This is a genomic window from Algoriphagus lacus, assembly GCF_003583985.1.
GTDB classification, from domain to species: domain Bacteria; phylum Bacteroidota; class Bacteroidia; order Cytophagales; family Cyclobacteriaceae; genus Algoriphagus; species Algoriphagus lacus.
Window position 1 is genome coordinate 176,596 of the sequence record NZ_QXML01000002.1, and the last position, 14,073, is coordinate 190,668.

Sequence of the window (14,073 nt, forward strand, 5' to 3'; positions counted from 1 at the left end):
GCTTTAAGGTTGTTAAATCTATTTTTCCACCTATCAAAGAGCGTCCTGTACTGTCCTAGTTTTTAAAAATTTTAAACCAAGTTTTGACAAAAAATCAAATTAATATTTTTTAGTTGATCTAAATGGAAAAATATTATCTAATGTCTCGTATTGGGACAATAAGAAAGGTATTTTGATCAAACTCCCCTAATACGGTTTGAAAGGCGCATTTATGAGGAATTACTTGGATTACCCGTCAGTTTTCAAAATGGAAAAACATGCACAATTCATCTTATACAGGATCCAGAAGATGCCTAGTTTTGATAGGATTTCCACTGGCCTGGAGCAAAAGGATTTTCAAATGAATTCCGGAGAAAAAATGAAAGTTAAAATTGCGGAAGGGGATGGATTTGTTCTCAAATTAATCGAGAATTGATTTTCCTTGATGTCATGCTGATACGTAATGCAGTGGCTTAATGGAAAGCTCTATTTTTCCACCACCAGCCAAGTATATCCGTTTGCAGGGATTTCCACTTTGAGGCTTGCTTCGAAGTTTCTGTTCAGCTGCAACCTTTGGATTTCCCCATCTTCCTGTCGGATACTGATCTGATCGGTCAAACCCGTGTAATACATCGGGAGTCGGATCTCCTTTTTCATCGGTTCAGCAGTGGGGTTGAACAGCATGACAAGTGCTTTTTCTTTTCCATTAGGATCCACATGCATCCAACCGTCCCAGTCTCTGCCATCCGCTCTTCTTAATCGGATGATATCCGAGTTGAGGATGTTTCTGTATTTTTTGTACCAGTCGATGACCCCGATTACTACCGCTTTGGTTTCCTCAGTGTCGTAAAGCCTTGGACCGCGGTAGCAGGCTTGAATTCCTGCCCCATAATATTGCATCATGAGTTGCCTGTAGTCATCCAAATGGGCATTAAGCGGTTCCAAAACTGCATCCGCACCTCCTCCATGGTAGGCCGTAAGTGGCACGAATCCCCAGCCCATGGAAGGAGTTTTCTCCCAGGTGGCATCGAAGATATTCTGTCGGTTTAGGATCTTTTGACGCTCTCTAGGCAAAGCAAAATTCACTTCCCGATAGCCCATGGCAATCTTGTGTGTGCCGTCCAGGAAGTACCAGTCCGGAGCATTGATGTAGATTCCTTTTGAATTCATCCATTGGTAAAGACCTTTTTGAAGGTTGATCTGAACCCACTGAGAGTCCTCCAGTCCCTTGTGTCCCGGATGCGATATGGAGGCGCAGACGTCTCCTGGATAAGGACCGTCATTTTCGAAGATGTCAAATCCCGTTTCGGAGAAAAAGAATCTGAGTTTATCCAGGTAGTTCAGTCCCCATTCGCTGGCCAGACAGGGCGCATTGCCAAAGAAAGCTCCTCCGGGTTTGCCGGTAACCGGACTGATGACGTCCGTCTCCGGGCCGATGGTCCGCGAGGAAAACAAGGAATATCCTCCGATTTTGATTCCTCTTTCGTGGGCATAATCCGCAAGGGTTTTCCAGCGCTGGATGTTTTCCGGAGAATTGTCTTCCATGTTGATGTGGCTGCCAAAACTCAGAATCAGTGCCTCATAGCCTGTGGCCACACATTGGTCTATGGCCGTGCGTACTTGCTCATCTGTTTTGCTGACCAAGTGCATGAAAATGGGATTTTGCATTGCCCAAGGCGCCAAAGCCCGGTACATTTTCCGACGGGCCAGCCCATTTCGCTCCCGGTCGTAGCTGTCCAGTATGAGTTCGTAGGTGCGGATGGACTGAAAATTTTCACCGGGTTTTAAGTCGACTCCAATGCCTTTTTCTGGGTAAACTTCCATGATACTCGGAGTTTGGTAGTCGTAATTGACCTGAGAAGTGTAGGTCGAGTCTGACTTCCAATGCGTGGCCTGAGCACTGATTTCCGCATTCATTGAATTGTTGAACGCAAAGTTGTTTTCGATATACAGCTGATGGGGCTTTTTCATCTGAGTGGTTTTGCCAACCACAGCAGATTCCTCCTCCACAGTACCCAAAATTTCATTGACCACCTGATCGATGTGGTAAGAATTTCCCCCAGGGTTTTCCAAAGTAAGGTACTTGCCCAGCAAAGGAAGGTTGTCATAGACTTCGTAATGAACTTTGAGCAGGAGCCCTGGCAAGTCCGGATGAGTGTAGGCAAAAGAGATTTTTTTGCCGGTTGCAGCCTGGTCCTGACTGGTCCAAAACTGAATTTTGGAAGGGAAATGTGCCGTGATTTCCGAAAGGGAATAATCCTGAAATTGGAAATTGTTTGCTGGGGTCTCGACCATTTCCAGCCACTCTTTTTTGAAATACCCCTTTTCTTTGAAATTCAATCGGGCACCCACCTCGTAAGTTTTTCCATCCACGGTAATTCTCGCCTCAGGCATGATGGTCCGGAGTAGTTGTTCACCTGTCATCAGATTGGTGAAGTCATGGCAAGCGGGATTTGGAGAAAGAAAAAAAGTCCGTTGGATCAGTCCGTTTCGGAGTTGGATTTCAGTTGGGGAAATTTTCAGAATTTCGGCAGGTCTGGACTTTCCGTCTATCAACCAATCTCCTCCGGAATCCTGGGCTTGAGCTGTTCCAAAAAATAAGACGAACAAGCAGAGGAGGGTAGCAAGTTTTGCACTGGAAGCCGGAATAAGATGGATTTTCACGGAGAAGGGTTTTGGGCTGAATTGAAAAGTAATTAGGAATCTGAAAATAAGACTTCTGCTGAATAATAGTGTCCCGGGGGAGGCCAATAGTCGGAATGTTGGCAGGCTAAAAACGAAAAAGCCCTGTCTCTTTCGAAACAGGGCATGATTATTCTCTTTTGCGACTAGGAGGATTTACTCGTCTACCTTGTTTTTAAATTCGATTTCGAGGATACTCATCAGGACTTGTTCGCCTTTGGCATCCGCATTTTTGAATACAAAATACAGGTCCTGCATTCCAGTCGTAGGTTTGATTTTCACCTTTGCCCGATTGGCATTCTGTCTTCTCCATTCGATTGGGTTGACTCCTTGTGGTGGTCTAAATCCGCCTCCTTCTTTCCTGCCGATTTTCTCAGACTGACCCAAAAGTTCGCCGGTAGGAGATCCGAGATGAATTTCCACCGCTCCACCGATGCCGCCGTTTCGTTGGTTGATGGTGGACAGCACGTCGATTTGTTGGATTCCGGTAAGGTCAAGTTGCTTCATGGCAAAGTGAGAGTTGTCTCCGACCATCAAGAAATTAACACTTGGGGTGGTCAGTAGCTGTACTCCTTTTCGGTCAACGGACAGTTGCGGATTGAGGAAAGGGTTTCTCAGGGCGATGAAATCCACTCCATTGAGCGGGCCGATCGATCCGGCGCCTTTGTCGGAGTAGGAGGCTCTCAACAGGAAGCTTCCCTGTCCGTTTTCACCTTCCGGTACAGTTGGATTCACTTTTCCACTCAACGGCAAGGACGCCACAGTAGGCTGGACTTCATCCATGCTCAGGATGTAATCGACCATTCGCTTAGCATCCGCTTCGCTGAGCTGAGGGTGGGCGCTCATGGCATGATCACCCCAGACACCAGCTCCCCCGTTGATGATTTTGCCCACAAGGTATTTGGTGTTTTCGGCTGAATTTGGATACTTGGCGGCTACTGCTTCGTAGCTTGGACCGATAGAGGTTTTGTCGTACTGGTGACAAGACTTACAATCGCTGCTTTCGATCAGATTTTTTCCCAAATTCAGGATAGCCATGGATTCCGCGCCACTTTGTTTGGAGGCGATTTCTATCGGATCAAAACCAGCAGGCACATAATCAAAGGTTACTGCCACTTCCTCCGGTTTGATTTTTCCGTCAGTAGAACTTCCGTCTTCCTTGTCGCTGACACTGATCGAGTAGGAAAGTTCTTTTTCACCGAAGAAGAAGGTCTGGTTCATTCCTGTAAAATCAATCTTCACGACCGGAGGCTCGTTTCCTGCCACAACTTCTATGGAGGCAGAATTTTTCTCGCCTTTGGTATCTGTGACGGTGAGAGTCACTTGATAGGTTCCTGCCTCCGCAAAGGTGAAGCTTGGATTTGCTTCAGTTAAGGTCTGGTCAAATCCAGCTCCGTTGGTGATTTTCCATTCGTAAGTAAGTTTGCCCTGATCGTAATCGTCATAGTCATTGGTACCTTCGGAACTGAAGTTCACGGCAAGCGGAATAGCCCCGGAAGTTTTATCCGCAACGGCCGTTACGTTTGGCTTGCGGTTCCCTTTGTTGTATTCGATTTTGATCAAACGGGAATTGGCATTTCCTCTAAACCAGGCTGAGCCATATTCCAAAATATACAGGGCACCATCCGGACCAAAGTCCATGTCGATGGCTGAGCTGAACGTTTCATTGGGAAGAAATCGCTCCATGCTTTGGTAATCTCCGTTTTCATCCATAGTGACGGCGAAAATCCATCCTCGCATGAAGTCCACGATCAGCCATTTGCCTTCGTAATAAGCAGGAAACGCATAAGGTGCATCTTTTTTGAAGTCCGCTTTTCTGAAAACCGGTCCTCCTGTCGCACTTCGTCCTGAGCTTCCCAACTGAGGAAACTTCTCTGAAACGCCATACGGATAGTAGATCATCGCAGGAACGACCGGCTTTGGCAATTCCCTCAAACCGGTATTATTCACTGATTCATTGACCGGATTGTTCACGTCATAGGGAGCACCGTAAGAGCTGTCCGCGTGATTGTGGCGATTGTAAGGGAAGTTGTCGCCGATGAAATACGGCCAACCAAAGAAGCCAGGGCCCTTTGCTTGATTGAATTCATCATAGCCTTTCGGCCCCCAGATAGAGTCCACTGAGGCATCGGGTCCAACTTCTCCCCAATAGAGGTAGCCGGTCTTGGAGTCCAATGTCGGCCTCCAAGGGTTGCGGTGGCCCATGGTGTAGATTTCAGGTTTGGTTTTTTCAGTTCCCGGAGGGAAAAGGTTTCCTTCAGGAATCGTGTAAGTTCCGTCATCTTCCGGATGGATTCTGAGGATTTTTCCTCTCAGGTCATTGGTGTTTCCAGGAGCGCGCTGATCATCCGAGTTTTCCATTCCCGGTCTTTCGTCCAGATTGGAAGATCCCTCACGTGGATTCACTGTATTGTTTCCGACTGTCAGGAAAAGGTTTCCTTCTTTGTCAAAGACCATACCGCCTCCCGTGTGGCAACATTCCTGACGTTGGGTAGGGACTTCAAGAATGATCTTTTTGGAAGATGCTACCAACTCATTTCCTTTCAGCTCCCATCTTGCAAGTACGTGTTTTGCATCCGCCGAATCTGCATAGTACATGTAGATCCAGTTGTTTTTGGCATAGTCGGGGTGAGCAATTACCCCCATCAGGCCTTCCTCGGCCTCCCGGACCACTCCTTCTTTGTTGGTGTATTTGGTGTTGACAGGGATGGTGGCCACCAAGGTCATTTCACCGGTTTTTTCATCGAAAATTTTGACCCCACCTTTTCGTTCCACGATTAGCACTCTGCTTTCTGGGAGAAAGGTCATTTCCATCGGTTCGTCCATTCCTTCAGTCAGGACTACTTTGGTAAATCGGTTGTCTTCGGGTTTGATCGTAGGGTCGTCCTCCGGCTTGCATGCCAGGAATCCAAGCATCAGAAAGAGGAGTAAAGTCGGTCTCCGGAGTAAAAGGTTTGTCATAGGGAATTGTTGATAGGGATTTTTAAAAACACACAGTTTCTATTGTCTCAATTTTGGATAATTGAAAACCGAATTCCAAAAGTTATTTCTGAGGCGGTAAAAAATCAGGATAAATGAGGTGTAGAAATGACTGATTATTTGGAGAATAGCAGCTTTTGCCCCGCTTCATTTTTTGGATGTCACAAATGGCAAATTTTCCAATTGTCAAAAAATCGAAAAACCGATTTATCCTTTCCTTATATTTTGATCCAAGTCACGCTATCCATGAAAAAAATATTAACAATCCTACTGCTTTTGCCGGGATTATCCTTTGGTCAAACTCACGAAGCCAACATCAAAAAAATCTACGATACGGAACTTTCCGCCGGACATACTTATGACAATCTCCGCTTCCTATGCAAGGAAATCGGCAATCGTCTGGCTGGTTCCCCAGGTGCCGCTGCGGCTGTCGAATGGACGAGACAGTTGATGGAAAGTTATGGTTTCGATACCGTTTATCTACAGCCCGTCATGGTGCCGCATTGGGTCCGGGGAGGGAAAGATGTGGTCAAAATCGTCAATTCCCAAAAGCACGGAACGCTGGAACTCTCTGCGTTAGCATTGGGAAATACCCAAGGAACTGGGCCAAAAGGCCTCCTAGGGCAAGTGGTAGAAGTAAAAAGCATCGATCACCTGAAAAGTCTGGGTATGCAGGTAAAGGGAAAGATTGTCTTTTTCAACGGCCCAATGGACCCGACCAAAGTGGATGCTTTTGAAGCCTATGGAGGTGCCAATGCCCAGCGAAGTAGCGGAGCTGCCGAAGCTTCCAAGCTCGGGGCCATTGGTTCCATCGTTCGATCCTTGAGCAATCGAATCGACGACATTCCCCATACCGGAAATCAGCGCTATGCTGCTGATTTTCCAAAAATTCCTGCCTTGGCCATCAGTACCCAAGATGCAGAACTGCTCAGCGACTTATTGGAAGACCAATCCGATCTTACCCTTTACCTGGAGTCCCATGGACAGATGCTGGAGGAAAAGCTTTCCTACAACGTGATCGGTGAAATTAGAGGATCGGAAAAGCCGGAGGAAATTATCGCAGTAGGCGGACACTTGGACTCCTGGGATGTAGGAGAAGGCGCCCATGACGATGGCGCAGGCTGCATGCAGGCGATAGAAGTGCTTAGAATCTACAAGCAATTGGGTTGGAAGCCAAAGCGGACTATCAGAGCCGTGATGTGGATGAATGAAGAAAACGGACTTCGTGGCGGTCAGGAATATGCAAAAGTGGCCAAAGAAAAAGGCGAAAAGCACATTGCTGCCATTGAGTCAGATTCAGGTGGATTTTTGCCTACAGGTTTTTCCTCTACCGGAACCGACGCACAGCGGGAGAAACTGGCGAGCTGGGTTTCCTATTTTCTTCCCTATCAGGTTTGGAGTCTGAACAAACCAGGAGGAGGCGCTGACATTGGTCCGCTTAGGGATCAGGGGCCGATTTTGATCGGATTGGAGCCGGATTCCCAGAAGTATTTCATTTATCATCACACCGAAGCCGATGTTTTTGAAGCAGTGGATCAGCGTGAATTGGAGTTAGGCGCTGCTGCGATGACTGCTTTGGTGTACCTGATTGAGCAGGAGGGCATTTGATTTCCTCTTTCAAAAAAAATCAAAAAAAGCCTTTGGATAGCCCAAAGGCTTTTTTCCTTTCCCGCGTATCGCCCATTTGTTCTTTTTCAGACTTCTCCATTAAAGATCAAACAAACCCCTAGTGTATTTGCTTCACTTGAAAAAATCACCCATTCATGAATGACCTTCAAATTGCCAATTCGGTAGCTCCACGGCCGATTCAGGAGATTGCCTATAGGTTGAATGTTCCCCCTGATACCCTTGAACTCTACGGGAAATATAAAGCCAAACTTCCCATCGAGCTTATTGATGAGGAAAAAGTCCAGAAAGGCAACCTGATTTTGGTCACGGCCATCACACCGACGCCTGCTGGGGAAGGCAAAACCACGGTTACAATCGGACTCAATGATGGTCTCAACAGACTTGGGAAGGCTTCAGTTGCTGTCATCCGAGAACCCAGTCTCGGGCCGGTTTTTGGGATGAAAGGGGGTGCTGCCGGAGGTGGTTGGTCTCAGGTCATCCCGATGGAGGACATCAACCTTCATTTCACAGGGGATTTTCATGCCATCGAAAAGGCCAACAACCTGCTTTCAGCCCTGATCGATAACAACATCCAAAGCAAGACCCGAAATCTGGGGATCGATCCCCGAACGGTACTTTGGAAGCGGTCCATGGACATGAATGACCGAGCCCTGAGAAATGTGGTGGTAGGGCTTGGCGGTAAAACCGGTGGAATCCCAAGGGAAACAGGCTTCAATATCACCGCCGCCAGTGAGGTGATGGCGATTCTCTGCATGAGCAAAAGCCTTGAAGATCTAAAAGAACGGTTTTCCAAAATTTTCATCGGAGATCGGTTTGACGGCACTCCAGTATTTGCTTCCGATTTGAAAGCCGAGGGAGCGATGGCAACCTTGATGAAGGAGGCCATCAAGCCGAATCTCGTTCAGACTTTGGGACACAATCCTGCGATCCTTCATGGTGGCCCATTTGCCAATATTGCGCAGGGAACCAACTCTATTATCGCTACCAAAATGGGGTTGAGTTTGGGGGATTTTGTAGTGACTGAAGCGGGATTTGGATCGGATCTGGGAGCGGAGAAATTTTTCAATATCAAATGCCGACAGGCTGGACTTTCTCCCAAAGCCGTGGTAGTTGTAGCGACCATCCGGGCATTGAAATACCATGGAGGGAAACCCTTGAAAGAACTGACCTCCGAAGATGTTTTCGCCCTTGAAAATGGATTTCCAAATCTTCAGCGCCATTTGGATAGTGTCCGAAGTTTTGGAATACCGGTAGTAGTGGCAGTCAATGTGTTCAATAGCGATACTGAGGCTGAGAAAAAGCGGATTTTGGATTACTGTCGGGAAATTGGAGTTCCAGCTGCCTTGAGTGAGGGTTGGGCAAAAGGTGGCGAAGGGTGTGAAGGCTTGGGTCAATTGGTGGTAGAGGCCGCTGAAAGCTGTACCAACCGGTTTTCTCCCACGTATGCATTGGAGGATACAGTGCAGGAAAAAATCAAGAAGGTGGCCCAAACCATCTATGGGGCTTCAGATGTCGTCCTTTCACAGACTGCACAAAGCCAACTCAAAAAAATCGAAAAATTGGGTCTGTCCCAGATTCCCATTTGCATTGCCAAAACCCAAAAAAGTCTCAGCGACAACGAAAAACTGATCGGACGGCCTCAGGAATTTACCATTACGATCCGGGAATTTGAAATCGCCGCAGGGGCTGGATTTTTGATTCCCATAGCCGGTGAGATTCTACGGATGCCCGGGCTGCCGGAGACCCCCTCGGCTGAGTCGGTGGATATTGATGAGAAAGGAGTGATTTCAGGTTTGTTTTGAGCCATTGAAAAGTAAAACCCCGGTTAACCAGACCGGGGTTTCAAACCTATCTAAAAAAATACCCTATTATTTAACCTACTTCTATTGCTTTTTTTGGTTTGCTGCTTTCGATGGCTTTTTTGGGAAGTACGATGTTCAGAATCCCATTGTCATATTTCGCATCAATCTTTTCGTCACTGACATTTTCAGGTAGGGCAAAAGACCTTCGGATACTGGAGTACGAAAATTCCTTCTTGCGGTAGTTTTCTTTTTTCTCCTCCGATTTATGTTCTTTCTCTGCTGAAATGCTCAGAATACCTTCCTGAACGTCTATTTTGAAATCCTTTTTATCAAATCCGGGGGCAGAAAGCTCGAGCTTAAACTCCTTTTCGTTTTCGATCACGTTGGCAGAGGGTATCTCAATAGATTTTTCCGGAAACCAGAATTTTTCATCCCAATCGAAGGGATTTTCAGTACCAAAAAAGTCCTGTACCATCTTAGGCCAGAAACTTCCATTTCGTTTAGCTAATGCGCTCATGGCTTTGTTTTTTAGGTTTATTGGATCTGTTTAAGTAAAGTAAATTTCCTTGATATTATCCAAAGAATGAATGATAAAAGTCACACAACCAATTGATTGTGATCAAAGATTCCGGTATCAGGCTGGGGAATTAGTTTGATATAATAAAGGATAGCTTGAATTTGTAAGGAATTCATTTTTGCCAAATTATCTTAGTCTTCAAATCCAATCCTATGGAGAAAAACCCCTCTCATCATGATCCGCAACAGTTAGGCAGGCTATTGCTCGATATGGGAATCACTATCCTACATTCCGGGGCTCCAACCCGCCGTGTAAATCTGATCCTGTATCGTGTGGCGAAGGCTTATGGCTATGAATTGCATCTGGCACTCAGTACCAGGCATCTTTCGATCAGTTTGCAGGGGGGGCAGCAGGAAAATGCTTTTTCCGGAGGAAGGAGCAAGCCCTCACTTCCCGGGGTAAATTTCAGAGTGGTATCGGAGATCAGTACGCTCAGTTTGGAATTGGCTGAAAATCAACTTCCACTTGACCAAGTGAAGGAGCGGATTAAACTTATCAAAAGTCAGCCTCATTACCCCCGAATCATTGTTTTGACAGTGGTAAGCTTGGCCGGGTCGGCATTTTGCTACACGTTTGGAGGAGATTATCTGGAGATGGGAATTACCTTTCTGGCCACATTTTTTGGACTCTTTCTTAAGCAGGAGCTGACCAAAAGAAGTGTAAATACCTACCTGATTACCTTTTTCAGTGCTGTGTTGGCAGCTTTAGTCATCGGGCTTTTTTGGAAAATAGGATTGCCTACTCAGTTGGATCAGGCTTTTGCAACCAGTGTGTTGTTTTTGGTTCCGGGAGTTCCTTTGGTCATTTCCTTTGTGGATCTGTTGGATGGGTTTATCCTAAACGGGATTGAACGGGGAGTCAATGCCTTGATGCATGCGTTTGGAATAGCCGCAGGCTTGGCGTTTGTTTTATACATCTTTCAAATACCCTTCTGATGGAACTTCTTGAGGTGTTTTATAAGGGATTTTGGTGTAGCTGCGCAGCTTTGGGGTTCGGAATCCTCTTCAATGCTCCTAAGCGAAGTCTATGGATGATTTTGCTCGTCGGTTTCCTGGGAGGCTCGGTTAAGTTTGGCCTGATGCTTCCAGAGGTAGGAGGAAGAATCGTTTTCTCCACTTTTGTGGCAGCACTGGTAATCGGTTTTTCCGGAGTCTTTTTGGGCAATTGGAAAAAGCTGATTCCCATGATCATCACCATCCCATCTGTGATTCCGATGGTTCCGGGAGCCTTTGCTTACAAAGCCATGTTAGGATTGATCACCTTGACCCATCTTCCGGATGAAAATTATGGGCAAATCGTCAACCGGACCATATACAATGGCACCATGACTTTGTTTGTTTTATTGGCGATTACTTTGGGAGTGACGATTCCCCTGGTTCTTTTGAAGTTGGAGTTTGTAGGAAAAGTCAGGGTTGGATCGGCTTGGAAAAAAGGCTGATTCTTCCCGTACTCCGATTGGCTATTTCTTCAGTCCTCTGATCCACGTTTTCTGCCAGCCTACCGAATAGGTGGTAAAATCCTGTCCAATCCGGACCACGGCACCTGTACTTGCCGCAAACTTTAAAGACGTTGTCTTTCCTGTTGGGATCACTGCTGTGACACCCAATCGGGAATTTTCCTGACGGTCATCCCTGAAAGTATTGTCAATGGACGATCTGCCTCCGACATAGTAGGTGGCGTCAAATGCCACCCAAAGAATTGGGTTGATGTTGTAGCTGATGTGAGTTTGAAATGCTCCCATTGGTTCCTGGCTACGAACCGAGGTACCGGGATAGAAGGAGTTGTTGTTGGTGAAAAGCCAAAGTCCTGAATAAACATCGACCAACCAGCGTTTGCCCAAAGGTTGGGAAAGGGCCAGCTCTGGCCGAAATGCCCATCTGTTTGTGCCTAAATTGATCAGTTTTTCGGGGAAAAATTGACCGGTGGGAACCACCACATTAAGTCCCAGTCCCAAAATGGTTTTTTTCGGAGCTTTGACAATTTCCTGTAGGGTTCCGGCTTTGCCTCCAATCAAAAGTGTACTGAATCTCAATCTTGTATCGGCCATTCCGGATCGGGTGATTTCAGTGTATTGTTCTCTCACATCCCCTGATACTTGAGCCCAGGAATATGGGATTGCCACTAAAATCTGTGAGGTGTTTCCTAAAAAGCTAAAGGTCCTGGAAACTCCAAAGGAGAGTGCCTGCACTCTTGCTTTGATATTGTCAATGGGAAGAGTGGGGTCTGTGACTACTCCACCATGTGAAAAAGCAAATCCGCTGAAAACTGTCGTAGTGGCAATGGGTAACCGCATATATGCCCGTGGATCAAGATCCTGTGCTAGACTTGCCATGCAAATCGAAAAAGGCAGAATGATAAGAAGCGTTTGCCTCAGAATTTTTCTTGCACGCATAAATGGTTTGGCTATCAAAATAAAGATACTAAACCCATGGATATTCCATTGAACGCCAAGTTGAAATGATTCCTGATTTTGGTCAGTCTAGTAAGGTAAGATTGAGCAACTGAAAATGGATAGTCTGATTTTTATCCGATAGATTCTTTTCCGATCTCCAAAATTACATTCCCGATCTTTTTTGCGGAGGCCACATAGTGAAAAGCCTCTTTGATCTGACCCAATCGGAAGCGACGGTCATCGATCAACGGATGAAATTTCCCCTCCAACAACAGGGCTTGAATCGCTTCCATACTTTGGAAAATTAATTCAGGAACAGGGAAAATGACCTTTTTTCCACCTAGGATAGGAGTAATCAAGGCCAAGGTGAGGTTTTCCCAATTCGGTCCAAGTTCGGAGGAAATGTAAATTCCTCCTGGTTTGAGGATTGGTTTACAAAGGGAAAACCGACTTTTTCCCACTGCGTCAAAGACAAAATCATAGGAGTTGTTTTCCCTAGTGAAATCTGTTTTTTCCAGTGCAATCACCCGGTCAGCTCCCAAAGATTTCACTTGATCCACATTTACCGCATGGCAAACAGCGGTGACCTGGATTCCTCTGGTTTTCAGCAATTGGATTGCTGCGGAGCCAATTCCGCCCGTTCCCCCATTAACCAAGACATGGTTTCCGGGTTCCAATTTTACTTTGTTCAGGAAATTGTATGCATAATGAGCTGCTTCCCCACAGGCTACGATTTCTTCAAAGCTCACTTCATCAGGAATGGGTAAAATGGGGTATTTGACCGGAATGCAGGCAAATTCCGCATGGGTCCCCTGCCCATGATCCCAAAATCCCCATACCCGGTCGCCGACTTTGAACGTTTGGACTCCGTCGCCCACTTGGTCCACGACTCCTGCAAAATCCGTCCCGGTTACAGCGTAACGCGGTTTTGGAAATCCCGCAAAAGCCCTCATGGCATAGGGCTTTCCGGTCAGTACTCCCAGGTCGGTGCGATTGATTGTGGTGACCATGACTCGGACCCGTATTTCCCCGGCTTTGGGTTCGGGGATGGGGATATTTTCAAGTCGGATGGAATCTATGGGGCAGTAGGAATGGCGAACAGAAGCTTTCATAAAGCAGGAAAATCGTCTTGGAGTATTGAAAAAAGAGGTGTGGTGAAAGTGCTTTTCGGATGTTTAACGGATTATCGATGGTCAGAATGAGGGAATGGAGTTTTTCATTCCACGTTTTTTCAGGTTAGGAGGGAGGATGAAATCGTCAAACAGCGGGATTTTCTGGTTGATTTCCTCAAAAATCCGCTTCGAATCCGCTTTAATCTTTTGGTTGATTTTTCGCAGGCTGTTTTTCTCTTCCTCATGTAAAGGAGCGATTTGGAGTTCGTTTTGGATGGTCTGATGTACCGTCACCAAGTCATGCCATGTACCCAGGAGATTCACGAGATTTTCCTGCTCCGGATGCTGAAGGGCAAATTTTTCACCAAGGATACTTTCCAGATTATACTTCAGGTTTTTGAGCTTTTTTCTGAGCAAATGGGCGCTTTCGACTTCCAAAGAGCCTGAGGAAAGCAAGAGTTTAATTTCTTCTGTCAGGCTTTTGAAATAGGGAAAAGGATCTAGGTTTTTAACTTCTCGAATCTGCTTCCCAAGACCTTTGAGGCGTTTTTGGATTTTGGAATTGAGGCGCAAACTACGGAGCTGGAAAAAGCGGGTTCGTTCTTTTTGGATGTTTTTGTCCAGGTATTTCATGTATTCCGGAATTGACTCCGGCTGCCCATACGATTTCAAAAGATCTTTTTCAATCTGGAACTCCCGGACTCGCCCCGCCTGGGCAAAAAGTTTACGGAAAGGTTTGTAGAATTTTTTTCGGTCAAATTCCGGGAGCAGAAATTCCATCCGGTAGAGCGCAGCTTTCAATTTTTTGATTTCCACCCTCAGGAGGTGAAAGCGATCCTGACCAAACCTCCTTTTTGGAGTTCGGATCAGGAATTTCAGTGCTGACTTTCGCTTCCTCAGATAGGCAGATCCTGTTGTCAT

Annotated in this window: 10 protein-coding genes; 4 read left to right on the forward strand and 6 right to left on the reverse strand. The window is 46.3% G+C overall.

Going from position 1 to position 14,073, the window contains the following annotated elements; all coding sequences use genetic code 11:
- Positions 1 to 465 precede the first annotated feature (465 nt).
- Together D0X99_RS04950 and D0X99_RS04955 are read right to left on the reverse strand one after the other, a co-directional pair.
- Positions 466 to 2,643 (reverse strand): alpha-galactosidase, encoded by a 2,178-nt coding sequence (locus D0X99_RS04950; RefSeq protein WP_233553655.1) that lies wholly within the window; start codon positions 2,641 to 2,643, stop codon positions 466 to 468.
- Between the two features lie 174 nt (positions 2,644 to 2,817).
- Positions 2,818 to 5,622, reverse strand: a complete 2,805-nt coding sequence (locus D0X99_RS04955) for a PQQ-dependent sugar dehydrogenase (RefSeq protein WP_119476546.1) — start codon at positions 5,620 to 5,622, stop codon at positions 2,818 to 2,820.
- A 264-nt stretch (positions 5,623 to 5,886) separates the two neighbouring features.
- On the opposite strand from D0X99_RS04955, the gene D0X99_RS04960 reads away from it, so the two are divergent.
- Both D0X99_RS04960 and D0X99_RS04965 read left to right on the forward strand, forming a co-directional pair.
- Positions 5,887 to 7,248, forward strand: a complete 1,362-nt coding sequence (locus D0X99_RS04960; RefSeq protein ID WP_119476954.1) for a M20/M25/M40 family metallo-hydrolase — start codon at positions 5,887 to 5,889, stop codon at positions 7,246 to 7,248.
- A gap of 155 nt (positions 7,249 to 7,403) precedes the next feature.
- Complete coding sequence (locus D0X99_RS04965; RefSeq protein WP_119476547.1) at positions 7,404 to 9,071, forward strand: formate--tetrahydrofolate ligase; 1,668 nt, start codon at positions 7,404 to 7,406, stop codon at positions 9,069 to 9,071.
- Positions 9,072 to 9,141: 70 nt separating this feature from the next.
- On the opposite strand, the gene D0X99_RS04970 is transcribed toward D0X99_RS04965, so the two are convergent.
- Entirely contained in the window at positions 9,142 to 9,588 is a 447-nt protein-coding gene (locus tag D0X99_RS04970; protein ID WP_119476548.1) for an Hsp20/alpha crystallin family protein, read from the reverse strand.
- 212 nt (positions 9,589 to 9,800) lie between these two features.
- Here D0X99_RS04970 and D0X99_RS04975 point away from each other — a divergent pair, with 212 nt between their 5' ends.
- Together D0X99_RS04975 and D0X99_RS04980 are read left to right on the forward strand one after the other, a co-directional pair.
- Positions 9,801 to 10,583 (forward strand): threonine/serine exporter family protein, encoded by a 783-nt coding sequence (locus D0X99_RS04975; RefSeq protein WP_119476549.1) that lies wholly within the window; start codon positions 9,801 to 9,803, stop codon positions 10,581 to 10,583.
- Positions 10,583 to 11,086, forward strand: a complete 504-nt coding sequence (locus tag D0X99_RS04980) for a threonine/serine exporter family protein (RefSeq protein WP_119476550.1) — start codon at positions 10,583 to 10,585, stop codon at positions 11,084 to 11,086. The genes D0X99_RS04975 and D0X99_RS04980 overlap by 1 nt, the downstream gene beginning before the upstream one ends.
- A gap of 21 nt (positions 11,087 to 11,107) precedes the next feature.
- On the opposite strand, the gene D0X99_RS04985 is transcribed toward D0X99_RS04980, so the two are convergent.
- The 3 genes from D0X99_RS04985 to D0X99_RS04995 form a co-directional block, all read right to left on the reverse strand.
- Positions 11,108 to 12,040 (reverse strand): transporter, encoded by a 933-nt coding sequence (locus D0X99_RS04985; RefSeq protein ID WP_119476551.1) that lies wholly within the window; start codon positions 12,038 to 12,040, stop codon positions 11,108 to 11,110.
- Between the two features lie 131 nt (positions 12,041 to 12,171).
- Positions 12,172 to 13,152: an NAD(P)-dependent alcohol dehydrogenase gene (locus D0X99_RS04990; protein WP_119476552.1), complete on the reverse strand. Its 981-nt coding sequence runs from the start codon at positions 13,150 to 13,152 to the stop codon at positions 12,172 to 12,174.
- Between the two features lie 81 nt (positions 13,153 to 13,233).
- A complete protein-coding gene (locus tag D0X99_RS04995; RefSeq protein WP_119476553.1) occupies positions 13,234 to 14,073 on the reverse strand; it encodes a CHAD domain-containing protein in 840 nt (279 codons plus the stop codon).

Bases quoted from the DNA above. Each gene is read 5' to 3' on its own strand.
- D0X99_RS04955 (WP_119476546.1), bottom strand. From the start codon at position 5,622: ATGACAAACCTTTTACTCCGGAGACCGACTTTACTCCTCTTTCTGATG.
- D0X99_RS04960 (WP_119476954.1), top strand. From the start codon at position 5,887: ATGAAAAAAATATTAACAATCCTACTGCTTTTGCCGGGATTATCCTTT.
- D0X99_RS04965 (WP_119476547.1), top strand. From the start codon at position 7,404: ATGAATGACCTTCAAATTGCCAATTCGGTAGCTCCACGGCCGATTCAG.
- D0X99_RS04970 (WP_119476548.1), bottom strand. From the start codon at position 9,588: ATGAGCGCATTAGCTAAACGAAATGGAAGTTTCTGGCCTAAGATGGTA.
- D0X99_RS04975 (WP_119476549.1), top strand. From the start codon at position 9,801: ATGGAGAAAAACCCCTCTCATCATGATCCGCAACAGTTAGGCAGGCTA.
- D0X99_RS04980 (WP_119476550.1), top strand. From the start codon at position 10,583: ATGGAACTTCTTGAGGTGTTTTATAAGGGATTTTGGTGTAGCTGCGCA.
- D0X99_RS04985 (WP_119476551.1), bottom strand. From the start codon at position 12,040: ATGCGTGCAAGAAAAATTCTGAGGCAAACGCTTCTTATCATTCTGCCT.
- D0X99_RS04990 (WP_119476552.1), bottom strand. From the start codon at position 13,152: ATGAAAGCTTCTGTTCGCCATTCCTACTGCCCCATAGATTCCATCCGA.
- D0X99_RS04995 (WP_119476553.1), bottom strand. From the start codon at position 14,073: ATGACAACAGGATCTGCCTATCTGAGGAAGCGAAAGTCAGCACTGAAA.